This is a genomic window from Halorussus rarus, from assembly GCF_003369835.1.
Lineage (GTDB): Archaea > Halobacteriota > Halobacteria > Halobacteriales > Haladaptataceae > Halorussus > Halorussus rarus.
The window spans coordinates 1,042,714-1,063,966 of sequence record NZ_QPMJ01000002.1 but is presented as its reverse complement, the minus strand read 5'-3'; the positions used below and the strand labels follow the sequence as shown (position 1 = coordinate 1,063,966).

The 21,253-nt window shown below is 70.3% G+C and carries 19 protein-coding genes; 10 read left to right on the top strand and 9 right to left on the bottom strand.

Annotation, left to right across the window (positions count from 1 at the left end):
- Positions 1-31 precede the first annotated feature (31 nt).
- From DVR07_RS13575 to DVR07_RS13565, 3 genes are read right to left on the bottom strand one after another with little or no spacing between them, the layout of a single operon-like run.
- Positions 32-1,372 (bottom strand): tRNA pseudouridine(54/55) synthase Pus10, encoded by a 1,341-nt coding sequence (locus DVR07_RS13575; RefSeq protein ID WP_115797814.1) that lies wholly within the window; start codon positions 1,370-1,372, stop codon positions 32-34.
- Positions 1,373-1,408: 36 nt separating this feature from the next.
- Positions 1,409-1,927: a DUF3368 domain-containing protein gene (locus tag DVR07_RS13570; protein ID WP_115797813.1), complete on the bottom strand. Its 519-nt coding sequence runs from the start codon at positions 1,925-1,927 to the stop codon at positions 1,409-1,411.
- On the bottom strand, positions 1,924-2,214 hold the full coding sequence (locus DVR07_RS13565) for a hypothetical protein (RefSeq protein WP_115797812.1): 291 nt from the start codon (positions 2,212-2,214) through the stop codon (positions 1,924-1,926). The genes DVR07_RS13570 and DVR07_RS13565 overlap by 4 nt, the downstream gene beginning before the upstream one ends.
- Positions 2,215-2,335: 121 nt before the next feature.
- Here DVR07_RS13565 and DVR07_RS13560 point away from each other — a divergent pair, with 121 nt between their 5' ends.
- Positions 2,336-2,725, top strand: coding sequence for a DUF7383 domain-containing protein (locus tag DVR07_RS13560; RefSeq protein WP_115797811.1), 390 nt, complete (start codon positions 2,336-2,338; stop codon positions 2,723-2,725).
- A gap of 38 nt (positions 2,726-2,763) precedes the next feature.
- Here DVR07_RS13560 and DVR07_RS13555 read toward each other — a convergent pair whose 3' ends face one another.
- Complete coding sequence (locus tag DVR07_RS13555) at positions 2,764-3,504, bottom strand: ERCC4 domain-containing protein (protein ID WP_115797810.1); 741 nt, start codon at positions 3,502-3,504, stop codon at positions 2,764-2,766.
- Between the two features lie 381 nt (positions 3,505-3,885).
- Here DVR07_RS13555 and DVR07_RS13550 point away from each other — a divergent pair, with 381 nt between their 5' ends.
- The 5 genes from DVR07_RS13550 (at position 3,886) to DVR07_RS13530 (ending at position 13,354) form a co-directional block, all read left to right on the top strand.
- On the top strand, positions 3,886-9,150 hold the full coding sequence (locus tag DVR07_RS13550) for a malectin domain-containing carbohydrate-binding protein (RefSeq protein ID WP_115797809.1): 5,265 nt from the start codon (positions 3,886-3,888) through the stop codon (positions 9,148-9,150).
- A gap of 141 nt (positions 9,151-9,291) precedes the next feature.
- Positions 9,292-11,433, top strand: a complete 2,142-nt coding sequence (locus DVR07_RS13545) for a PKD domain-containing protein (protein ID WP_115797808.1) — start codon at positions 9,292-9,294, stop codon at positions 11,431-11,433.
- 22 nt (positions 11,434-11,455) lie between these two features.
- Positions 11,456-12,319, top strand: a complete 864-nt coding sequence (locus tag DVR07_RS13540; protein WP_115797807.1) for a hypothetical protein — start codon at positions 11,456-11,458, stop codon at positions 12,317-12,319.
- Between the two features lie 93 nt (positions 12,320-12,412).
- Positions 12,413-13,081: a ribonuclease HII gene (gene rnhB, locus DVR07_RS13535; protein ID WP_115797806.1), complete on the top strand. Its 669-nt coding sequence runs from the start codon at positions 12,413-12,415 to the stop codon at positions 13,079-13,081.
- 93 nt (positions 13,082-13,174) lie between these two features.
- Positions 13,175-13,354, top strand: coding sequence for a hypothetical protein (locus tag DVR07_RS13530; protein WP_115797805.1), 180 nt, complete (start codon positions 13,175-13,177; stop codon positions 13,352-13,354).
- A 9-nt stretch (positions 13,355-13,363) separates the two neighbouring features.
- Here DVR07_RS13530 and DVR07_RS13525 read toward each other — a convergent pair whose 3' ends face one another.
- Together DVR07_RS13525 and secF are read right to left on the bottom strand one after the other, a co-directional pair.
- The gene (locus DVR07_RS13525; protein ID WP_115797804.1) at positions 13,364-14,947 is read right to left on the bottom strand and encodes a preprotein translocase subunit SecD; all 1,584 of its coding nucleotides are present in this window, start codon (positions 14,945-14,947) and stop codon (positions 13,364-13,366) included.
- Entirely contained in the window at positions 14,948-15,829 is an 882-nt protein-coding gene (secF, locus tag DVR07_RS13520) for a protein translocase subunit SecF (RefSeq protein WP_115797803.1), read from the bottom strand.
- A 203-nt stretch (positions 15,830-16,032) separates the two neighbouring features.
- Between secF and DVR07_RS13515 the strand changes: the two genes are divergently transcribed.
- Complete coding sequence (locus tag DVR07_RS13515) at positions 16,033-16,392, top strand: hypothetical protein (RefSeq protein ID WP_115797802.1); 360 nt, start codon at positions 16,033-16,035, stop codon at positions 16,390-16,392.
- Positions 16,393-16,558: 166 nt separating this feature from the next.
- Here DVR07_RS13515 and DVR07_RS13510 read toward each other — a convergent pair whose 3' ends face one another.
- The 3 genes from DVR07_RS13510 to DVR07_RS13500 form a co-directional block, all read right to left on the bottom strand.
- Entirely contained in the window at positions 16,559-17,035 is a 477-nt protein-coding gene (locus DVR07_RS13510) for an SPW repeat domain-containing protein (protein ID WP_115797801.1), read from the bottom strand.
- Positions 17,036-17,148: 113 nt separating this feature from the next.
- On the bottom strand, positions 17,149-17,634 hold the full coding sequence (locus DVR07_RS13505) for a DUF5812 family protein (RefSeq protein WP_115797800.1): 486 nt from the start codon (positions 17,632-17,634) through the stop codon (positions 17,149-17,151).
- 87 nt (positions 17,635-17,721) lie between these two features.
- Positions 17,722-18,270, bottom strand: coding sequence for a hypothetical protein (locus tag DVR07_RS13500; protein WP_115797799.1), 549 nt, complete (start codon positions 18,268-18,270; stop codon positions 17,722-17,724).
- A 179-nt stretch (positions 18,271-18,449) separates the two neighbouring features.
- Here DVR07_RS13500 and DVR07_RS13495 point away from each other — a divergent pair, with 179 nt between their 5' ends.
- The 3 genes from DVR07_RS13495 (at position 18,450) to DVR07_RS13485 (ending at position 21,215) form a co-directional block, all read left to right on the top strand.
- Positions 18,450-19,742 carry a glucose-6-phosphate isomerase gene (locus tag DVR07_RS13495; RefSeq protein WP_115797798.1) on the top strand — a complete coding sequence of 431 codons (1,293 nt, stop codon included), beginning with the start codon at positions 18,450-18,452 and terminating at the stop codon, positions 19,740-19,742.
- 60 nt (positions 19,743-19,802) lie between these two features.
- Positions 19,803-20,909: a CPBP family intramembrane glutamic endopeptidase gene (locus DVR07_RS13490; RefSeq protein WP_115797797.1), complete on the top strand. Its 1,107-nt coding sequence runs from the start codon at positions 19,803-19,805 to the stop codon at positions 20,907-20,909.
- Positions 20,910-21,071: 162 nt separating this feature from the next.
- Complete coding sequence (locus DVR07_RS13485; protein WP_115797796.1) at positions 21,072-21,215, top strand: CopG family transcriptional regulator; 144 nt, start codon at positions 21,072-21,074, stop codon at positions 21,213-21,215.
- Positions 21,216-21,253 lie beyond the last annotated feature (38 nt).

The following is a 21,253-nucleotide window of genomic DNA, read 5'->3' as shown; positions in this document are numbered from 1 at the left end:
TACGGTTTGTGGCGCGGGGGCCGAGGCGGCCTCACGTCTCCGTCTCAGTTTTCAGGAACTCGGGGTCGGCGAACGGCTCGTCCTCGCCCTCCACGGCGACCACGTCGAGCGCGGTGACCGTCGCGCCGACGCCGAGCAGGCCCGCGAGGCTCGGCGTGGTCCGCCCCTCGTCGCTCGAGACCAGTTCCTTGACGTAGAGCCCGCCCTCGCCGTGGACCTCGAGTTCGGCGTGACGCGAGTCGTCGAGGTTCCCCTCGGCGTCGTAGACGGTCCGGGTCCGGGTCATGCTGGCCCGGCGGTGGTCGACGCGCTGGGGCGTGTCCTGCTCGACGGTCGTGCCCCGGAGCTCCTCGACGGCCTCCTCCAGGGCGTCCTCGGTCACGTCGGCGTCGAACTTGACGTCCATCCGGTAGGTCTTGCTGGCGTCGAGCTCCTTCACGCGCTCGACCATCGCGTGGGTCGCCGGCGCGAGGTCGGTGACCTCGACCTTCCCGCCGGCGAACTCGTTGATCTCGGCTTCGAGCGCGTCGGCGTCGACGTGCCGCTCGCGGGGCCGCTTGATTTCGATGACGAAGGGGCGGCCGGTACCCAGCATCAGGGCGTCGACGTCCTCGCGGCCCGCGCCGTGGAACAGCGCCTCGTCGCCGTCCAACGCCGTCAGCACCGGCGGGGTCGTCAGCTCCTCGACGCTCTCCTCGTAGAGGTAGCCCGACCCGCCGCAGTGGTCGCAGGGCTCCTCGCCGCCGCCCTCCGCGAGCTGCTTGCCCGAGCCGCCGCACTCCCGGCAGGGCCACTCGGTCTGGGGGATGTCCCGTTCGAGCTTGCGGTACCGGCCGTAGACGAACGCCGAGTTGATCTGGACTTCGACCGCGTGGTCGGAGATGGCGCCCTCGCCGACGCGGGGCGCGGCCTCGACGTTGAGCAGCGCCAGCACGTCGGGGCGGTCGAAGTCGACCTCCGCGCCCGTCAACTGTCCGACTCGTTTGCCGACCTCGCGGTTGAGCTCGGACTTGAACGACTCGCCCGCGTCCTCGGCCAGCCCCGCCGACTCCCGGAGCAGCGCCTCGTTCTCCTCGATCAGCGGCGGGGTCCGGGTCCCGACCTGATAGGTGTCGAACTCCCAGCCCTCCAGGGCCTCGGCGACCGTCTCGGCCCACTCGTCGAACCGCCGGCTCTCGCCCTCGCAGACCCAGCACTCCTCGTCTTCGGGCTCGTAGGGCTCGTCGTCCTCGATGGCGGCCGCGACGCGGAGCGACCGGCCGCGCTCGTCGTTCGTCAGCCCGAAGCTCCGGTCGGCGAAGCACCGGCCCAGGCAGGAATCGCAGACGGGGCCGTTCTCGGCCACTCGGCGGGCGTCGTCGAGGATGGTCATGTTCGGACCGTGGCGTCCGGGCGGTTTACGGGTTTCTCATTCGGTCGCGAGTTCGTTGAGTTTCCGGAGTAGCTTCGCGTAGAGGTTCGGCGAGCAGTGCCACCCGGCGTCAAGCATCGCGTCGATGGTATCGCGGGCTTCCTCGGCCGAGAGGTCGCCTCGTCTGACCAACGACAGGAGGAGATAGGCCGTTCCGCGGGTCTCGATATTCTCCACGTCTGCAATGTCACGGCCGTGCTTCTCGTCCACGACGGCGGTTCCATCGACCTCGTCAGCGAGTAACAGTACTGCCGCGTCCGCTTGACTGAGTGCGGTTTCCCCAACGAGGCGCTCGAACCGTTCGTCTTCCTCTAAAGTCCGCTTCTGGAACGGCCCTTCTTGAACGCAATTGTCGATTCGCTTCGCGTCAGTGTACCCTTGTTTCATCCCATCGGTGACGACCTCGTCGTAAACTCGCTCCGGCACAACGAACTCCCGTTCGATCTTGGTCAATATGCCGAGACTGTCGGTCTTCGCGAGGTAGATGAGTGGAGTCGCGTCGAAGACGAACGTCATAGGTCGTCGAGGTCAGATTCGAGGTGCTCGTCGGAAACCCACGTCACGTTCCGGTCCTTCGCCAGCGCCGCGAACTCCCAGACGTTCATCTCGGCCATCGACGCGGCGCCCGAGAGCGTAGTTTCACCCCCTTCGAGTTTCTCCAGCGCTCTTTCCTTCCGCCAGTCGCCGAGCCCCTCAGTAAGGAGCTTTCGTACCGCGGTACTCCTGTCGAGATTCTCCTCTTCGATGTATGACTCCAGTTCCGCCTCGAGGTCGTCGGGGATTCGAGCCGAGAGGGTGCCCATGACGTATGCAATGCATGCAATGCATACAAATGTTGCGACGGCCTAGACGGAATGGTGCGCTGACTACTCCGGAATCGCCGCGACCCCCACGAATTTGGGGCCGCCGCGCGTGGACCCGCGTATGGCCTACCGCGCCAACTACGCGCTGGTGAACGTGAGCGCCCACCTCGGACCTTCAAAGGACGCGCTGGACGTCCCGTGGGCGGAGTACGTCGGCGACGCCACCCCCGGGTTCGAGTTCTCGGTCCCGACCGACCGGGCCAGCGACCCGTACGTCGGCCTCCAGGCGTTCAGGGTCGACGAGTACGGTCACGAGCTCCGGCTCAACGGCGAGTCGCTCGGCGGGTTCGACGTCCCGCCGGCCGACGGCTGGCAGTACTGGGAGGACGCCATCACCGCCGCCGAACTCGACGAGGGCACGAACACGCTCCGCGTCCACCGCGACGAGTCGGGCGACGACAGCTTCGCGGTGAACAACGTCACCGTCCACTGGCGCGAGCCCGTGGAGTAGGTCGGCCGCGTCCCGGATACCCCGGAAAGCGAGCGGCGTCAGCCGTCGCGCTCGCCCCGGAGCGTCTCGACGATGGCCGCGGCGCGCTTCTCGCCGACGCCCTCCACCTCCCGCAGCTCGGCGGGCGTCGCCGCCAGCAGCGCCTCGACCGAGGGGAACGCCTCGTAGAGCGCGTCGGCGGTCGCGGGGCCGACCCCCTCGATGCAGCCGAACAGCCGTTTGGTTACGGGGATGGAGTACCCCGTCACGGTGCCGCCGGGCACCGGCCGGGCCGAAGGCGCTTCGCCGTGTTTGCGGAGCAGGCGGGTGGCCACGTCGACCAGTCGCTCGCGGTCCGAGCAGGGGACGACCGGCGTGTCGTGGCGGGCCGCGAACGACGCCATCGTGCCGTGGACCGCGGCGCTGTCCAGACCGGGCCGGTCGGCGCCCACCTCCGCGAGGTCGCCCTCCAGCAGGACGTAGGCGCGGTCGTACGCCCGGGCCATCTTCTCGACCTGCTCGCGGAGGTCTGTCCCGGTCGTCCCGAGCGCGGAGTTCACGTAGTCGTCGACGGTCTTGCGCTCGATGCCGACCGAGCCGACCACCCGACCCTCCGCGGCGTCGTCCACGCCTACAGCGTCGCTCGTCGAAGACTCACTACCCGCTCCGGACCCGTCCAGAACCGCGAAGTCGGCCGCCGGGAGCCGCCGCACGTCGACCGCGACCACGTCGCCGTGGGCCTCGACTGCCCGGCGGACCGCCGCGGGTTCCCTGTCGTCGACCGCGACCGAGAGCGTCATCGCCGGTGGATATGGGTTCGGTCCGTATCAACGCCTCGGCCTCTCCCGGACGAGTACCCTCGCGGGCGTCGCGTACTGCCGCCGAATCCGGAGTTCGTCGCTCCCGTATGACACGCCTGCGGTTCCGTAGGCCCGCCCTGAGCCGACGTCTCGGACTCGTTTACGTATCACATGTAATTCATAACAATATCGTTATCTATCCTCTGGGTGGCTGATGGCGTCGCGCTGGACGGTACGCACCGCGAAACGCGCCGAAATCGGCGCTTGAACGCGTTACGCTCCCCGAACCGAGGGTTACGTTGTTCCTGGACGGCGGCTCCGCCAGACACCGACGCCAGCACAGCACATGATCAGACAGAGGATGCGGCAGGAAGGGACAGGATGAACGGGACGCATCGAACGACGCGAGTACTGGCGGTCGTCTTTTCGGTACTGTTGGTAGCGTCGGCGGCGGGAGCCGGCGCGCTGTCGAGTGTCGGGGTAGCGCACGCCCAACAAGCGAGCGACGTGTTGTATCGAGTCAACGCGGGCGGAGGCGTCGCCGCCGCCGACGGGCCGGACTGGGAAGATGACTCCGGATACCTCGTCTCGGGAGACTCCGACACGTCGAGTAGTCCGGCGCCGGACTCGCTCGACGCGTCGGTGCCGGACGGCGCGCCCGCGGGAATCTGGACGAACGAACGGTACGACCCGCCCAGCGACGGGGAGATGGGGTACGAGTTCGACGTCCAGTCGGGCCGGCAGGTCGAGGTCCGGCTCTACTTCTACGACGGCTACTCCGGGACCAGCGAGCCCGGCGACCGCGTCTTCGACGTGAGCGTCGAGGACCAGACCGTCGAGAACTTCGACCCCATCGCCGAGTACGGCGACCAGATTGGGGGTATGGAGTCGTTCACCGTCGTCAGCGACGGGACGATCGACGTCGACTTCGCCCACGTGACGGAGAACCCCCAGCTCAACGCCATCGAAATCGTGAGCGCCGAGCCACAGCCGAACACGCTCGGCGCCCCCTCGACGCTCGATATCGGCACGGTCGTCGCGGGCAGTAGCGCGACCGAGCAGATCACGCTCACCAATCTCGGCGGAGCCGGCGACGCCGACATCTCCATCACGGACGTGTCGGTCGCGGGCGCGGACGCCGACGAGTTCTCGACCGGCGCGGCGAGCGCGACGACGCTCGCGCCCGGCGAGACGGCGTCGGTCCCGGTGACGTTCGCGCCGTCTGACGCCCAGCCCAAGTCGGCGTCCCTCGAGGTCAGTCACAGCGGGAGCAACTCGCCGGTGACGGTCGACCTCTCGGGCGAGGGCGCGAGCGACGTGCCCGTCGGCTTCGGCGTCAGCGGGCTCGGCGCCGACCTCGGCAATCCGACGTCGCTCGACTTCGGTCCGGACGGCCGGCTCTACGTCGCCCAGCAGAGCGGCGAGATCAAGGCGTTCGAGATCGCCCGCAACGGCGAGAACGACTACGAGGTCGTCGGCACCGAGGTCATCACGGCGGTCCAGGACATCCCGAACCACGACGACGACGGCGCGTACAACCCGAGCGTCGGCAATCGCCAGGTGACAGGGCTCACGGTCGAGGGTACCGCCGAGACGCCGGTGCTGTACGTCACGTCGAGCGACCCGCGGATCGGCGCGGGCGGCGGCCACACCGACAGCGGGCTCGACACCAACTCCGGCGTCGTCTCGCGGCTCACCCAGACCGACTCCGGGTGGGACCACGACATGCTCGTGCGCGGGCTGCCCCGCTCCGAGGAGAACCACGCCACGAACGGCATCCAGTACGACGAGGCCGAGGACGTCCTCTATGTCGCGCAGGGCGGCCACACCAACAAGGGCGCCCCCTCGGACAACTTCGCGCTGACGCCCGAGTACGCGCTCTCGGCGGCCATCCTCTCGGTCGACTTGTCGCAGGTCGACGCGATGGCCGAGAAGGACGCCGCCCACACCGACTCGACGTACCTGTACGACCTGCCGACGCTCCAGGGCACCGAGACGCCCTTCGGCGGACAGGACGGCGCGAACATGGCCAACTGGACCGCCGACAGTCCGGTCGACGTCTACTCGCCGGGCTTCCGGAACCCCTACGACATCGCGCTCAGCGAGGACGGCGAGCTGTACGCGACCGACAACAGCGCCAACCCCGGCTGGGGCGGCATCGTCGTCGACGAGGGGCCCCAGGGCCAGTGCACCAACGCCCAGAACGAGCAGGACGAGTACTCGGCGACGGGCGTCTACCACGTCGAGGGCGAGGACTACTACGGGGGCCACCCGAACCCGACCCGCGGCAACGACACCAGCGAGTTCGCCGCCGCGGTCGACGACGGCCTCCACGACCCGGTGAACTGCGACTACATCTCGCCCACGAACTCCTCGACGCCGAGCGAGGCGCTCGAGACCTTCGGCGCGACGCCCCAGGGGATGGACGTCTACCCGGCGTCGAACTTCGGCGGCGCGCTGCAGGGCGACCTGCTGCTGGCGATGTGGAACTCCGGCGACGTCCAGCGCGTCGAACTGAACGCCCAGGGCACCGAGGCGACGGCCTCCGAACCCCTCTTCCAGAACATCGGGAGCAACCCGCTCGACGTCCACGCGCAGGGCGACGACGACGCGTTCCCGGGCACCGTGTGGGCGGCCACGTACGGCAGCAACAAGATCACCGTCTTCGAGCCCAACGACTACGGCGACTCGACGGGCGGCCAGTGCGTCGGGGCCGACCCGGACTCCCCGGAGTACGACCCGGACGGTGACGCCGACGGCGACGGCTACACCAACGCCGACGAGAACGCGGCGGGCACCGACCCCTGTTCGCAGGCCTCCCAGCCCGAGGACTGGGACCAGGACGGCGTCCCGGACTCTGTCGACGACGACGACGACGACGACGGGCTGACCGACGGCCAGGACCCGTTCGCGCTCGACCCCCAGAACGGGCTCGACAACGACCTGCCGGTCGACCGGCAGTTCGAGGCCGGCCAGCACCCCCGGTCGCTGTTCGGCCTCGGGTTCACCGGCCTGATGACCAACGGCACCGACTACGCCGACCTCTACAACGCCTCGCAGGTGCGGGCGGGCGGCGCGACCGAGCGGCTCTCGGTCGACGAGGTGCCGTTCGGCGACGCCTACGAGGGCAAGAACTCCCAGACGTACGGGTTCCAGTACGGCGTGAACGCGACGGGCGACGCGCCGTTCACCGTCCACACGACGGTCGAATCCCCGTTCTCGGACGACATGACGCCCGAGAACTGGCAGGCCGCCGGCGTGCAGTTCGGCCTCGGCGACCAGGACAACTACGTCAAGCTGGTCGCCGGAGCGCAGGACGCCGACGGCGACCCGAACGGCGGCGTCCAGTTCCTGAAGGAGGTCGACGGACAGGTCGGTAACGCCGACTCGGTCGTGGTCTCCGAACCCGACGTGTTCGGCAGCGGCCAGACCATCGATCTCTACCTCGACGTCTACCCGTCGAACGACACCGTCGTGGCGAGCTACGCCATCGACGACGGGAACCGGACGTTCTTCGACCAGACGTTCGCGATGCCCGAGAGCTGGTACGCCGACGACACCCGGGGGCTCGCGGTGGGCCTCATCAGCACGGCCAACGGCGCCAGCTCGACGTTCTCGGCCTCCTGGGACCGGCTGACCGTGACGGAGATCGGCGCGAACGCCGCGCCGACCGCGGACGCCGGCGCCGACCAGACGGTCGACGAGAACGAATCGGTCAGCCTCGACGCCTCTGGGTCGACCGACGCCGACGGCGACGAACTCGGCTACTCGTGGACCCAGACCGCCGGACCGGACGTCCAGCTCAGCGCCCAGGACGACGCGGTCCCGTCGTTCACCGCGCCGGACGTCGACGGTAACACGACGCTGACCTTCGAGGTCGCGGTGAGCGACGCCGAGGGCGCGACCGACACCGACGCGGTGAACGTCACCGTGATCGACGACGACCAGCAGGCCGGCGAGGTCGTCTTCGCGGTCAACGCCGGCGGCTCGACGTACACCGCGGCCGACGGGACGACGTACCAGGCCGACGACTACTTCGCCGGCGGCGAGACGACGAACGTCTCGGCGAACTACGGCGTCACCGACATCGGCGGTACCGACGACGACGCGCTGTACCTGACCGAGCGGTACGGCCAGAGCGGCGCGCCGGTGAACTACTCGTTCCCGGTCGAGGACGGCACCTACGAGGTGACCGTCCACCTCGCCGAGATCTGGTTCGGCACCGACCACGGCGACGCCGGCGGCGACGGCTCGCGCGTCATGAGCGCGAACGTCGAGGGCGGCGAACCCGAACTCGACGACTACGACATCCACGCCGACGTCGGCGCGCTCAACGCGACGACGAAGACGTACACCGTCGAGGTGACCGACGGCGACCTCGACGTCAACTTCACGTCCTCGGTCGAGAACCCGAAGGTCTCGGCCATCGAGGTCGCCGAGGTCGACGGGTCGGCGGACGGTCCGACCGACGGCGAGGCGACCATCGAGATCGACGACGGCGAGGGCATCGACGCCACGACGTGGGACGCCGAGTCGTTCGAGATCGAGAACACCGGCGACGAGCCCATCGAGACGGTCACGCTGAACCTGAGCTCGGCGGTGCTGCCCGACGCGGTGTTCGACCCCGACGGCACCGCCGGCGACCAGGGCGCGAAAGGCTTCATCCTCGACGACAACGGGACGAGCGGCACGGTCGACGCGACCGTGCTGGACCCGCACAACGGCGTCGACGGCTCCGACGGCTACGACGCGCTCCAGATCGAGTTCGGCGCGTTCGAGCCGGGCGAGTCGATCACCTTCGAGATGGACAACGACCCGACCAGCATCAAGGGCGGGTCGAGCGTCCAGAGCGGCGAGGCCGGTCCCATCTCCGGACTGGAGCTGTCCGGGTCGGAGATGACGGTCGAGTTCGCCGACGGCGCGACGGCCGTGACCAGCCTCTTCAGCGACGGCAGCGCCGGCGGCTCGCAGGCGACCGCCGACGCCGACGTCGCGGCCGCCCCGACCGTGGACGTGGCGAACGTCTCGCTCGGCGAGACCACGCTGTCGCCCGCCCACTCGGCCGCCACCGTGGCGTCCGCGAACCAGACGATCACGGTCGAGGCCGAACCCGGGTCGACGGTCACGCTGCTCCGCGTCGAGGGCGAACTGAACCTCGACGGCGTGCCGACGTACGACGGTACGCCGGGCTACGACGTCGAAGCCTACGAGGCGAACACGGTCATCCAGGTCGAGGAGTACGCCGCGACCGTCGGCGCCGACGGGACCGCCGAGATCCCCGTCGCGCTGACGAACAGCTCGGCCGCGGGCGGGCTGAACTACTTCGTCGCGACCGCCGACGACGGCGAGGGCGAGACCGGCCTGACGTCGAACGTCGCGATACTGAAGTACGATCAGAGCGCCGACGCCGGACCCGGACCGGTCGGCGACTTCGAGAACGCGCCGACCGACCCCGACGGCGACGGCGTCTACGAGGACGTCAACGGCGACGGGACGGTCACCGTCTCCGACGCCCAGGCGCTGTTCGCGAACCTGAACGACCCCGTCGTCCAGGGCGACGTCGACGCCTTCGACGTCAACGGCGACGGCGCGGTCACGGCGGGCGACGCCCAGGCGCTGTTCGCCGACCTCGTGGCCGGGAGCTGATCACTCCGTGTCACGGACTCCAGCGCGGACCGCGCGGCGACGTCCCGGGGCCACTCCAGAGGTTAGCCTCCCCCGCTCGGGCGCCGCGACCGCACGCACCTCGCGAGACGAACCGCACGAAACCGACCACGGAACCGACAGATGAACTCAGACACCACACCCCAGCGGTCCACCAGGACCCTCGCGGTCGTGCTCGCGGCGCTGACCGTCCTCTCGACGGTCGGCGGCGTCGCCAGCGCGGCCGGCGCCACGAGCCTCAGCGTATCGCCCGCCGAATCACAGATCGCGCCCGGAGAGACGACCACGGTCGAGGTCGTCCTCGACGACGCCGACGGCGGCGTCGGCGCCGGACAGATCGGCGTCGAGGTCGGCGACTCGAGCGTCGCGACCGTCGTCGACGTCAGCGCCGGGAACGACCCCGGCAGCGCGAGTCCGTCGATAGCCGACGACGGCTCGGCGGCGAGCGCGCTCTACGCGTTCGACGACACCGCCGACACCGGCGCGGTCACCGTGCTGACCGTCACCCTCCAGGGCCAGTCGGCCGGGTCGACCGACCTCTCGATCGTCTCGCCGGCCGAGGCAGGCGGGGTCGACCAGATCCTGGACTTCGCCGACGAGCAGGGCGGCACCTACGAACTCGGCGAGCTCGGCACCGCAACGGTGACCGTCCAGGCGGCCGAGGCGCCGGCCGACTTCCAGCTCTCGAATCTGGCCGTCGCCTCGCCGGCGACCCAGGGCGACTCGGTCGACGTCACCGCGACGGTCGACAACGCCGGCGACGCCGGAGGGACCCAGACGGTCTCGCTCTCGGTCGACGGGACGCAAGTCGACAGCCAGGACGTGACGCTGGCCGGCGGCGCGAGCCAGCAGGTCGGCTTCGCCGTGGAGACGAGCGACCTCTCGGTCGGCCAGCACGCCGTCGAGCTCTCGACCGAGAACGACACCGCGAGCGGGTCGCTGACCGTCGAGGCGTCGGACGACCAGCCCGCTCCGACTGGCGAACTCGACGTGACCCAGTCGGCCGACGGTCCGGTCGCGCCGGGCGGCACGGTCTCGATGACCGTCGAGGTCAACGCGACCGGCGTGAGCGCGCCCGTGCTCGACGTCGACCTGCCCGACGGCTGGACGGTCCAGGGCCAAACGGCCGAGGGCAACGCCAGCTTCGCCGACAACTCCACCGAGTGGATCTGGTTCGCCGACGACGTCGACCAGACGTACACCGTCGAGTACGCGGTGTCGGTCCCCGCCGACGCCGCGGAGGGCGAGTACACCGTCACCGCGTCGGCGTCCGGCATCGACGAGGCCGACCAGGAGGTGACCGACTCGACCCAGACGACGGTCACGGTCGCCCAGCAGCCCGTGAACCAGGCGCCGACCGCCGACGCCGGCGCCGACCAGACCGTCGAAGCGGGCGACTCGGTCTCCCTCGACGCGAGCGGGTCGAGCGACCCCGACGGCGACGACCTGACGTACGAGTGGACCCAGACCGCCGGTCCCGACGCGGCGCTGACCGGCGCCGACTCGGCGTCGCCCGGGTTCACCGCGCCCGACGTCGACGCCGCGACCGACCTGACGTTCGAGGTGACGGTGACCGACGCGACCGGCGCGACGGCCACCGACGCCGTCTCGGTGACGGTCCAGCCCGACCAGACCGCGCCCGCGGGGGCGACGGCGGTCGGCATCTCGCCGGCGGACGCCGACGTCATGGTCGGCGAGAGCGCCACGTTCGACGTGGTCGTCGAGAACGCCGACGCCGGCGTCGGCGCGTACTCGATCACCGTCTCGGTGGACGACCCCGAGACGGCGTCCATCGCGGGCGTCCAGCCCCTGAACGATCCGATGTTCCAGGAGACGACAGTCGCGGCCGACGGCTCCTCGGCCGAGGTCACGGTGGTCGGCGCAGACGCGAGCGCGACCGGCGCCGTGACCGTCGCGACCGTCGAACTCGACGGGGTCGACCCCGGCGAGACCGACGCGACGCTCTCGGTCGACGCGCTGGGCGACGGCGAGGGCTCGCCGTACGACGTGACCGCGACGAACGGCGCGTCGGTGACCGTCACCCAGGTCTCGGTCGGCAGCTTCGACCCCGTCACCGACCCCGACGGCGACGGCGTCTACGAGGACGTCAACGGCGACGGCGAGGTCGACATCAACGACGTCCAGGCCGCCTGGACCTACCGGAACAGCCAGGCGATGACGGACAACCCCGAACTGTTCGACTTCAACGGCGACGGGGCGTTCGACATCCTGGACATCCAGGCGCTGTTCGCCCAGATCGAGTGAATCTCAAGCGAGGAACAAAAACATGAAATCGCACTACGCGACGCTGGCGGTCTGCCTGGTCGCGCTCGCGGCGGCCTCGACCGGTTTCACCGCCGCGGCCGGTCAGGACGACGGCGCGACGGTGCGGCTCGTCGCGGCCGACGACAGCATCGATCCCGGCGACGCGGCCACCTACGACGTGGTGGTCGAGGGCGTCGACGGCACGGTGGGCGCCTACCAGCTGACGCTCGCGCTCGCCGATTCGGACGTCGGCACCATCGTGGACGTCCGGGCGGGCGGCGAGCCCCGGATGAGCGACGTCAGCATCGTGGCGAGCGGCACGGAGGCGACGGTCGCGGCCGTCGGTGCGACCGTCGAGCCCGACGACGGGGCCGTCATCGCGTCGGTGACCGTCAGCGCCGGCACCGTCGGCACCAGCGCGCTCGACCTCACCGTCGACGCGCTCGGCGACGCCGACGGAGCGGCGTACGACGTGGCGACGGCGACCGGCGCGAACGTCACGGTCCAGGCCGAGCGGGACGATAGCTCGGGCTGGAACGACGGCTGGAGCTCGGACGCCGGCGCCGACGACGGGTCGACCGACCGGGACCAGTCGACCGCGGACGAGTCGGCGGTCGACGACGCTCCGGCCGCGTCGACCGAGGACGGCGAAATTGCGTCGGCGGAGACGACCGACGGGTCGACGCCGGGCGGCGGCTCGACCGGCGGCTCTGCCGGGTCGCTCGACTCGACCGCCGAAACTACCGCCGCCGACGGCCGGGCGACGACCGCCGACGCGGTCGACCGGACGACGGGCGGCGCGAGCGGTGCCACCCCCGGTTTCGGCGCCGCCACCGCGGTCGCCGCGCTGGCGGCCGCGCTGGTCGCGCTCCGGCGGCTGCAGTAGTCCGACTCCCGTCTCTTTTCGCGGTTGGGTTCTCGCCGGTCGGCGGCGCTCGAGGTAGCAACCTACAACTACGGGGACTGCGTTTGCCGGACCGTGTTCGGAGTAGACGAGGCGGGGAAGGGTCCGGTGCTGGGGTCGATGTTCGCGGCGGCGGTCCGGGTGCCGAATCCCGACGCGCTCCCCGAGGGCATCGCCGACTCGAAGCGGCTCTCGCCCGAGCGCCGCGAGGAACTGGCGGCCGAGATCCGGGCGGACGACCGGGTCGCGGTCGGCGTGGCCGAGATCCCGGTCGCGCGCATCGACGGCGACGACGACATGAACACCCTGACCGTGGCGGCCCACGCCGAGGCCATCGCCGAAGTTGTTGACGAGAGCGCCGAGCCGCTGGCGGGCATCGCCGACGCGGGCGACACCAGCGAGGCGCGGTTCGCCCGCCGGGTCGCCGACCGGGTGTCCGCCGACCTCGACCTGACCGCCGAGCACGGCGCCGACGACGAGCACGCCGTGGTCGGCGCGGCCAGCGTCGTCGCCAAGGTCGAGCGCGACGCCCACGTCGCCGCGGTGGCCGACCGGTACGCCGCCGAGTACGGCGCCGCGCTCGGCGACCTCGGGTCGGGGTATCCGAGCGACCCGACGACGCGGGAGTTCCTCGAGTCGTTCGTGGCCGAGCACGGCCGGCTTCCGGACTGCGCCCGGCGGAGCTGGTCGACCTGCGAGGACGTGCTGGCCGAGGCGGCCCAGTCGGGGCTCGGCGACTTCTAGGCCGGGTGGGAGCTCGGGCTTGCGACTCCGGCAGAAGCGGACGGGGACCGGTTTCGACCGAACACTTTTGTCAGTTTACAGCTTTCCCACAGTATGGTCGACGCAGTGCCGCTCGCGGTCGCCGTCCCGAGTTTCGCGGCCGTCGGGGCGGCGGTCCTCGTCGGGGTGCTGGCGCTCCTCCGGTGGCTGTCGCTCTCCGGAGAGCTCTCGCCGAGCGCGCTCCGGGGCGCGTATCGCGACGGGAAGCGGACGGTCGAAGAAAAGGGCGAGTGACCGGCTCGCCTACCGGTCGGTCAGCAGGCTCCGCAGGATGTCGCCGTAGGCGGGGCGGGTGACGAGCACCCCGATGAGCACGCCGAGGATGGTGACGATGGCGAAGCCCTGGAGGTCGCCGAGGCTCAGCACCGCCAGCGGGCTCATCGCGATGATGGTGGTCGCGGCGGCCGCGCCGATGACCCAGAACGCCTTGCGGAACCGGTTCTGGAACACCCGCGAGGAGTTGACCTCGCCCTCGGACATCACCTCGTCGGCGATGATGATGAGGTCGTCGACCCCGGTCCCGATGACCGCGATGAACCCGGCGATGTGGCTCAGGTCGAGCGGGAGACTGACGGCCGCGGCGAACCCGAGCAGGATGACGACCTCCGACAGCGCCGTCACCAGCATCGGGGCGGCGACCTTCGGGTCACCGTACCGGAGGAAGACCACGGCGCTGACCGCCAGCACCGCGACCAGGCCGGTGATGAGCGAGTAGAGCTTGAACTCCTCGGCCAGGCTGGGCGCGAGGAAGTACGAGGTCCCTTGCTCCATGTTGAGCGAGGCGGGCAGCGACCCGGCGTTGAGGTGGATCTGGAGCTCGCTGGCCTCGGACATGTTCGTCGTGCTCATGACGAACCCGGGGTCCTGGACGAACTGTCCCTGCCGGAAGGTCCTCGCGAGGTCGGTCCCCATGCTGGCGGCGTAGACGACCTCGCCGTCCACGACGGTGTAGAGGCAGTAGCCGGGGTCCTCGGGGTTCGTCCGGTAGTTACACGCGCTGACGCCCTCGGTGGTGAAGCCCCACTGCTGCATCGCGTCCGAGTAGTTCCGGGCGGCCTCCTGGTTGAGCACCACCGGGACGTTCGGCCCGATGCCCCGGGACTCCTGTGCGGTCCCGATGTTGGTGAAGTCGCCCTGCGAGAGCAGCGGGACCTCCCGGTACTGGGTGCCGTTGCCGCTCTGGTTCTGCGCGGGGAACGTGGCGACGATCTGGACCTGCCCGCGCTGGGTCACCAGGTCCTCGACCTCGGTCTGGTTGGTGTTGGGCATCTCGATGACGACGAAGTTCTCGCCGTTGGCGGTCGTCACCTGCTGGACGCGACCGCCCGAGAGGCCGGCCTGCGAGATCTTGTCCCGGAGGATGCGAACGATGGTGTTCCGGGTCTCGTCGGTGACGCCCTGCCGGATGGTCTCGTAGTCGTAGCCGGCCTGCCCGAGCGCCGAGCCGAACTCGTCTTCGGTGAGGTTCTCGCTGAACACCTCGACGGTGGTGGTCTGGTTCCGGGCGGCAGCCAGCCGCACCGACACGTCGGCGGCGGTGACTCCCGAGAGGTTGCCGGCGACCTGTCGCTCGGCGGTCGCCGGGGTCGTGCCCTGCGGCACGTCGACGCTGTCGGCGGTCAGGCCGTTGACCGGCGCCCGGATGCGGGTCCCGCCGGAGAGTTCGAGGCCGAACTTGAGGTTCGTCGGGCCGTCGCTGGCCTCCTCGACGACGGCGCCGTCGCCGCCGCCACCGCTACCGCCGATGCCGGGGGCGAACAGCGCGACCGAACTGACCACGAGGAAGACCGCGAGCAGGATGACCCGCCAGTTGTCGCGGAGGTCCATCTATCGAGATACCCCCTCGTACTTGTACCAGCGGAGCAGGCTCAGGTTGAGCATGTAGGTGTTCATCAGGTCGGTCGCCAGCCCGAGCACCAGCACGATGCCGATGGAGGCCAGCAGGTCGATACCGAATATCCACGCGACGACGGACATCACGGCCATCGCAGACAGCGAGGTGACGGTCATCGTCACGCCGGTCCGCATCGCTCGGCGGGTCGACTCGTAGAAGTCGCCCGACCGGCGCAGGATGTGGTTGTTCAGCAGGATGTCGGAGTCGACCGAGTATCCGATAAGCATCAGGAGGGCCGCGACCGTCCCCAGCGAGAGGGGGATGCCGACGATGTTCATCACCGCGACCGGGATCGCGATGTCGCTGAACGCCGAGATTACCACCGCGATGGAGGGGACGAACGACCGGAACATCAGGAACACGAGGACGCTCATGCCGACGAACGCCAGGCCGATACCCATCAGCGCGAGGTCCTGGGTCTGCCGGCCGAAGCTGGCGGAGGTCCCCTGGACCGACTTCACCATGTCGGCCGCGGACTGGCCCCCGACCGGCTGCAAGTTGTTTCGCGCCTGTTGGGCGATGTTCTCCGCCGTGGGCGGGAACGTCACGATGTACGTGTCGTCGGCGGTCCGAACCGGCGTGACCGACACCTCGGAGTCGAACTGTGCGGGGATCTGGGACGCGGGCGTGGCGGTCTGGACGCGGAGTTCCGTGCCGCCGGTGAACTCCATGCCGAGCCGTACCGGCGCACCGGTGAAGACGTACCACCCGACGATGACCAGCAGTGCGACGGCGAGGACCGCGAGCGGAATCGCCGCCAACTGCCGGTTGGAGTACTGGGTGTAGTCCACCTCCGGCACTTCGAACGCTACCATATGGGGTGGCTTGAGGTACGACCGTGAATAAGTGTTCTTATCCAACCTCATTTCCGCCCGGCCGGAGCGACGCGAGCGGGCCGGTACCGCGCGAACGGTACGCACGGCGAGAAGCTTCAAGACAGCAGTCGACGGGCGGGAAGTGCGAAGGCGGCGCCGCCGCGGGAAGAAGGCTCATGCTCCTCGCGCGCTTACCCGGCACCATGAGCGAAACCGACGAGAACTTCCAGGACCGACACCGCGACCTCGCGCCCGCCGACCGGGTCGTCGTCTCCTACCCCGCGGACCTGAGCGACTGGGGGCGGTTCCAGGTCGAGAAGGACTCGTTCGTCGCGTACCTCCGGAAGACCAAGACCGACCGGGTCCGGCAGGGCGACGTCTGGGACGAGTTCGTCGGCGTCGGCTGCTGCGGCAGCACTCTCGACGTGCCCCTCCGGGTCGAGCGCATCGAGGGCGGCCAGACCCTCGGTCCCGACACGGAAGTGACCTACGAGGTCCGGGAGGCCTGCGGCATCCAGGGCGGCTGGCACGTCCAGAGCGAGGGCGGCCCCAACGAGGTATAGACCGCGGCGTCGTCGCACGGATCGCCGCGAGTCGATGGGGTTGCTGGCGAGTGGATGCGGTTACCGGCGAACGTTTTCTGCGCCGCTCGCGCGTCTATCGACGGGTGCGCCGTCCGAAAAAGCGTGCGGGAGGAACGTCGACGACGTTCGGCCGCGCGTCGACTGATTACGTTCGCTGTTCCGTTCCGAGGCCCGCGGTCGCCTCGCCGCTGGCGAACGCGGCGTAGCCCGCGACGACGGCGACGAGCGCGCCGACCGCGACGTCGTTCCAGAACAGCAGCTCGTCGACGCCCCAGACGAACGGCGCGACGACCATCCAGAGGCCCAGCAGCGCGTTCAGCGCACTCGCCCACGTGCCGCCGCCGAGGTCCTCGTCGGACGACTCGTAGTAGCTGTACGCCGCTAGCGCGACGATGGCCGCGCCGACGATGAGGTCGTTCCAGAAGTCCGCGCCGACCGCCTCCCAGAAGAACGTCGGCACGACGACCAGCCACAGTCCGAGCAGCGCGACTGCTGCCGACGACCACTTCGCGCTGCTGTTGTCATCGTTGTACGCCTCGTCGTCGTACGCCTCTTGTTCGTAAGTCTCGTCGTCGGTGTCGTACGCCTCGTCGTCGTACGCTGAATCGTCGTCAGTGCTCATTTGTTCGTCCCTCCGGCCCTCATATAAGAGGCTGGACACGTAACAACCCTGTGGCCAGCAGAAAGCCTGAGGCCGGCGGATACGGCGGAGTTGGTCTCGAAATCGAGGCTCGGCTACGGCATGTACCGAACGCTGACCACGCCCGACTCGGCCCGGACCTCGACCCGGGCGACGCCGAGCCTGGCCGCTCGCGAGAGGGTGGCCTCGTCGTCGAGCACGTCGGCGACCGCGTCCTCGGTGTCCTCCGGAGGGACGGTGAGGACGTGGATCTCGCCCTCGCCGGCCCGCTCCCGGCGGGCGACCTCGCCGACGTCCTGGTCGGCGGCGACCTCCCGCTCCTGGGCGGTCGGGGGCTCGTCGCTGCGCTCGGTCGAGAGGGACCGGCGCTCCTCGACCTCCACGACCGACCACGTGAGGTTCATCGGCGGGTCCGAGGCGACGGTCGCCTCCACGGCGTCGGTCTCCTCGACGCCGGGGTTCGACGAGAGGGTGTGGACCTGCCCGTCGCGGACGTCCTTCAGCACCGCCGAGTCGTCCTCGGCGTGCGTGACGAGGAACGTGCTCGTCTTCTCCTCGCCGGCGGAGTCTGAGTCGCTCATGGGCGACCGTAGGCGGTCGCGGCTTTTCCGGGTTGCGTTTGCCGGTGGTGCGATTCCCGGATTCCGTTCGCCGGAGCCACAGTGGGGTTACCGCGCGAACCGGTGGACGAGCAGGACGAGCGCCACCGCGAGCAGCGGGGGCGCGACCGCGTAGGTCGGCGGCAGCGAGTAGAGCAACTCCACGACCGGCGCGAGGACGGCGGGCGGGGCCTCGCGCTGGGCCGGCGGTGCCGAGATAAGCAGCGAGGCGTACAGCGACAGCACGAACAGGTAGCCCGCCAGCGCGAGCAGCGCGTCGGCCCGCGCGGTGGCGGTCCCCCGGGCGTGGCGCCGGCCCGCCGAGTAGACGGGCATGACGAGCGCGACCACCAGCAGGACCCCGCCGACCAGCAGGAACGCCCGCGAGAAGGTGGCGAGCTCCGACCCGCCCGCGGTGTTGAGCACCCAGACCGGGATCGCCAGCAGCAGCAGGATCGCGAACAGCGCCCCGAGGACCGCGCTCACGACGACGTAGGACTTGAGCAGTCGGGAGTCGGTCTCGGCGAACGACCGCCGGAAGGCGTCGGCGACGACGCTCCGGGACCCGCCGGTCTCGGTCCGTGCGTCCTCCGACTCGCCGGTCGGGGCGTCGACCATCTCGGTCCGAGGTTGGGAGAGCGGGGTGAAAAGGCGTGCGGTCCGCGCGATGCCCCCGTGCGGGCAATGGACCTGTCTTCCGGTCCTCGGGTCCTCCGGCGGTGGCGTCCGGTCCCTCGACCCTCCCGTTCGCCGGAACACCCCACTTTTTGTCCCGCGCCGCCGGTGGTACGACCAACATGCGCGTAGACCTCGGCAACGCACTCTCGGAGGTCGCCGACCCCGGCCTCTCCCGCGACGCCCTCGACGAACTGGACGAGCGAGTCGCCGACGCCCACGAGCGCATCGAGCGCGGCCGCAGGGACGCGGAACACGGCTACGCCGCGCTGAACCTGCCCGAAACCGCCGACCCCGACGAGATTCGAGCCGCGGTCGAGCCCTTCGCCGACGCCGAGGCGGTGCTGACCGTCGGCATCGGCGGGTCGGCGCTGGGCGCGGCCACTCTCGCCGACGCGCTGCCCTCCGAGACAGATGCCTACTTCCTCGACAACGTCGACCCCGAGCACGTCTCCCGGCTGCTCGACGCCCTCCCGCTCGATTCGACCGCGGTCAACGTCGTCTCGCGCTCCGGGACGACCGCCGAGACGCTCGCGAACTTCCTCGTCGTGCGCGAGGCGATGGCCGACGCGGGCGTCGACTGGACCGAGCGGACCTTCGTCACCACCGGCGAGGAGGGCAACCTCCGGCGACTCGCCGAGAAGGAGGACCTGCCCGCGCTCGACGTGCCCGAGGGCGTGCCGGGCCGGTTCTCGGTGCTCTCGACGGTGGGGCTGGCCTGCGCAGCCATCCAGGGCCACGACCTCGACGCGATTCTGGCGGGCGCGAGCGAAGAGGCAGACCGGCTCGCGGGGTCGCTGTACGACTCGCCGGCCTACGCCTACGGCGCGGCGGCCTACGCCCTCGAAGAGCGCGGCGCGGCCGTCAACGCGATGATGCCCTACGCCGAGTCGCTGGAGACGTTCGCCGAGTGGTTCGCCCAGCTCTGGGCCGAGAGCCTCGGCAAGGACGGCCGGGGCCAGACCCCCGCCAGGGCGCTGGGCGCGACCGACCAGCACTCCCAGCTCCAGCTCTACCGGGCCGGCCCGCGCGACAAGCTGGTCACGCTGGTCCGCCCGGAGTCGCGCGCCGACCGCGCGATCCCCGAGACCGACCTGGAGGGGCTGTCGTACCTCGGCGGCGCCTCGCTGGGCGAACTGCTCGACGCCGAGTTCGAGGCCACCGAAGCCAGCCTCGCGGCCGCGGGGCAGCCCAACGTCCGGGTCGAGATCGACCGCGTCGACGAGCGGAGCCTCGGCGGACTCCTCTACGGGATGGAGGCCGCCTGCGTGCTCTACGGCGAGCTCGCCGACGTGGAGACGTTCACCCAGCCCGCGGTCGAGTGGGGCAAGCGGGCCGCCCGGGGGCTGCTGGGAGGGGGTGATTTCGAGGAGGCCGACGCCGTCGCCGAGAAGACGACGTTGACGGTGGAGTAACGCCGACTCGCTCTGCGTCCAAGCACAGGGACTATAGCCCGCCCGACCTATTTTCGAGCCATGGAAGACCGCTCTGCAGCGAACGCGGGGGTCGTGCTGGCCGCGGTGGCCGTCGCGGCGGCCGCGCTGCCGTGGGGAACTCCCGGAATCGGTCCGGTCGAGAACGTCGTCCTCGCGGCGCTGGGCGCCGCCGCGTTCGGCGCGTTCGCGCTCCGGCGCCGCGACCTGATCGCGCGCCGGTCGGGGTCGCTCGCGGCGGGCGCGGCCAGCCTCGGCGTCGTCGGGTGTGCGGGCGTCGCGTCCGCAGGCACGCTTCGCGGCGGAACGCTCGCGGCCGAGGCGCCGGTCGTCTCGCCGTGGGGCGTCGCGCTCGCGCTGGTCGGCGGCGTCGGCGGGATCATCGCGGCCTACGGCGACGGCAGGGGGCTCCCCGAGTCGCTCGGCGCTGCGGTCAAGGCCACCGCCTGGAGTCTCGGCGTCGGCTTCGCCGGCCTGTTCGCCATCGCGGCGTGGGCCAGCGTCCTGGTGAGCGTGCTCGCGGAGCTGGTCCCCGGCGATCCCGGCACGACCGTCCAGCTCGCCATCAGCGCGGTCGCGCTCGGGCTGGGCACCGGCACCGTCGCGCTGATCTACTTCCGGTGGACCGACAAGACGCTCGGGTACCTCGACTTCCGGCTGCCGAGCCTGCGGGACCTCGGTTACACCGCCGCCGGCGTGGTCGCGCTGTTCGGCCTTCAGCTGGTCGTCGGCGTCGTCCTCACCCAGTTGGGACTGGAGACCGCCCAGCACAGCGTCCAGCAGACCGCGTCGGGCGGCAACGCTCAGATCCTCCTGCTGCTGATTCCGGCGTCGTGGCTCATCATCGGGCCGGGAGAGGAACTGCTCTACCGCAACATCATCCAGAAGTCGCTGTACGGAACCTTCGGCGAGTGGGGCGCGGTGCTGGTCGGGAGCGTCGCGTTCTCGCTGGCCCACATCCCGGCCTACGCGGCCGGCGCCGCACTGCCCGCGCTGCTGAGCACGCTCGCGGTCATCTTCATGCTCTCGCTCATCCTCGGCGGCGCGTACCTGTTGACCGAGAACACGACGGTTCCGGCGCTGATCCACGGCACGTTCGACGCGGTCGTCTTCGCGGCGATGTACCTCCAGATGACCGGCGGCCCGTAATCCGCGGCCCGGTAGCGCGTGATTCCGGCCGAGACGGCCCGCCACCGACCGAATCGTCCGAAGAACTGCTATCCGGTGGGCAGGGCGTGCGCCTCGCGTCCGTCCTGCGTCCGCTTGCCGTCTGACGTAGATTTAACAGCGACAGCGGCTTACGAAAGCGGCATGGAGCGTCGCTACTCGATCACCTGCGAACGCGAGCGCGCCAAGCGCATCGAGACGCTGGCGCGCGAGTACGACCTGACGACCCAGGAGGTCCTCGACCAGCTCATCGAAGTCGGACTCGAGGAGATCGAGCCCGACGAGTGAGCGCTCGGCGGTCGACGAGTGGCTACGCGAGCCGGCCG

What these genes read in the sequence shown, in the direction of transcription:
- DVR07_RS13575 (WP_115797814.1), bottom strand. Translation starts at nt 1,372, where the DNA reads ATGACCATCCTCGACGACGCCCGCCGAGTGGCCGAGAACGGCCCCGTC.
- DVR07_RS13570 (WP_115797813.1), bottom strand. Translation starts at nt 1,927, where the DNA reads ATGACGTTCGTCTTCGACGCGACTCCACTCATCTACCTCGCGAAGACC.
- DVR07_RS13565 (WP_115797812.1), bottom strand. Translation starts at nt 2,214, where the DNA reads ATGGGCACCCTCTCGGCTCGAATCCCCGACGACCTCGAGGCGGAACTG.
- DVR07_RS13560 (WP_115797811.1), top strand. Translation starts at nt 2,336, where the DNA reads ATGGCCTACCGCGCCAACTACGCGCTGGTGAACGTGAGCGCCCACCTC.
- DVR07_RS13555 (WP_115797810.1), bottom strand. Translation starts at nt 3,504, where the DNA reads ATGACGCTCTCGGTCGCGGTCGACGACAGGGAACCCGCGGCGGTCCGC.
- DVR07_RS13550 (WP_115797809.1), top strand. Translation starts at nt 3,886, where the DNA reads ATGAACGGGACGCATCGAACGACGCGAGTACTGGCGGTCGTCTTTTCG.
- DVR07_RS13545 (WP_115797808.1), top strand. Translation starts at nt 9,292, where the DNA reads ATGAACTCAGACACCACACCCCAGCGGTCCACCAGGACCCTCGCGGTC.
- DVR07_RS13540 (WP_115797807.1), top strand. Translation starts at nt 11,456, where the DNA reads ATGAAATCGCACTACGCGACGCTGGCGGTCTGCCTGGTCGCGCTCGCG.
- DVR07_RS13530 (WP_115797805.1), top strand. Translation starts at nt 13,175, where the DNA reads ATGGTCGACGCAGTGCCGCTCGCGGTCGCCGTCCCGAGTTTCGCGGCC.
- DVR07_RS13525 (WP_115797804.1), bottom strand. Translation starts at nt 14,947, where the DNA reads ATGGACCTCCGCGACAACTGGCGGGTCATCCTGCTCGCGGTCTTCCTC.
- secF (WP_115797803.1), bottom strand. Translation starts at nt 15,829, where the DNA reads ATGGTAGCGTTCGAAGTGCCGGAGGTGGACTACACCCAGTACTCCAAC.
- DVR07_RS13515 (WP_115797802.1), top strand. Translation starts at nt 16,033, where the DNA reads ATGAGCGAAACCGACGAGAACTTCCAGGACCGACACCGCGACCTCGCG.
- DVR07_RS13510 (WP_115797801.1), bottom strand. Translation starts at nt 17,035, where the DNA reads ATGAGCACTGACGACGATTCAGCGTACGACGACGAGGCGTACGACACC.
- DVR07_RS13505 (WP_115797800.1), bottom strand. Translation starts at nt 17,634, where the DNA reads ATGAGCGACTCAGACTCCGCCGGCGAGGAGAAGACGAGCACGTTCCTC.
- DVR07_RS13500 (WP_115797799.1), bottom strand. Translation starts at nt 18,270, where the DNA reads ATGGTCGACGCCCCGACCGGCGAGTCGGAGGACGCACGGACCGAGACC.
- DVR07_RS13495 (WP_115797798.1), top strand. Translation starts at nt 18,450, where the DNA reads ATGCGCGTAGACCTCGGCAACGCACTCTCGGAGGTCGCCGACCCCGGC.
- DVR07_RS13490 (WP_115797797.1), top strand. Translation starts at nt 19,803, where the DNA reads ATGGAAGACCGCTCTGCAGCGAACGCGGGGGTCGTGCTGGCCGCGGTG.
- DVR07_RS13485 (WP_115797796.1), top strand. Translation starts at nt 21,072, where the DNA reads ATGGAGCGTCGCTACTCGATCACCTGCGAACGCGAGCGCGCCAAGCGC.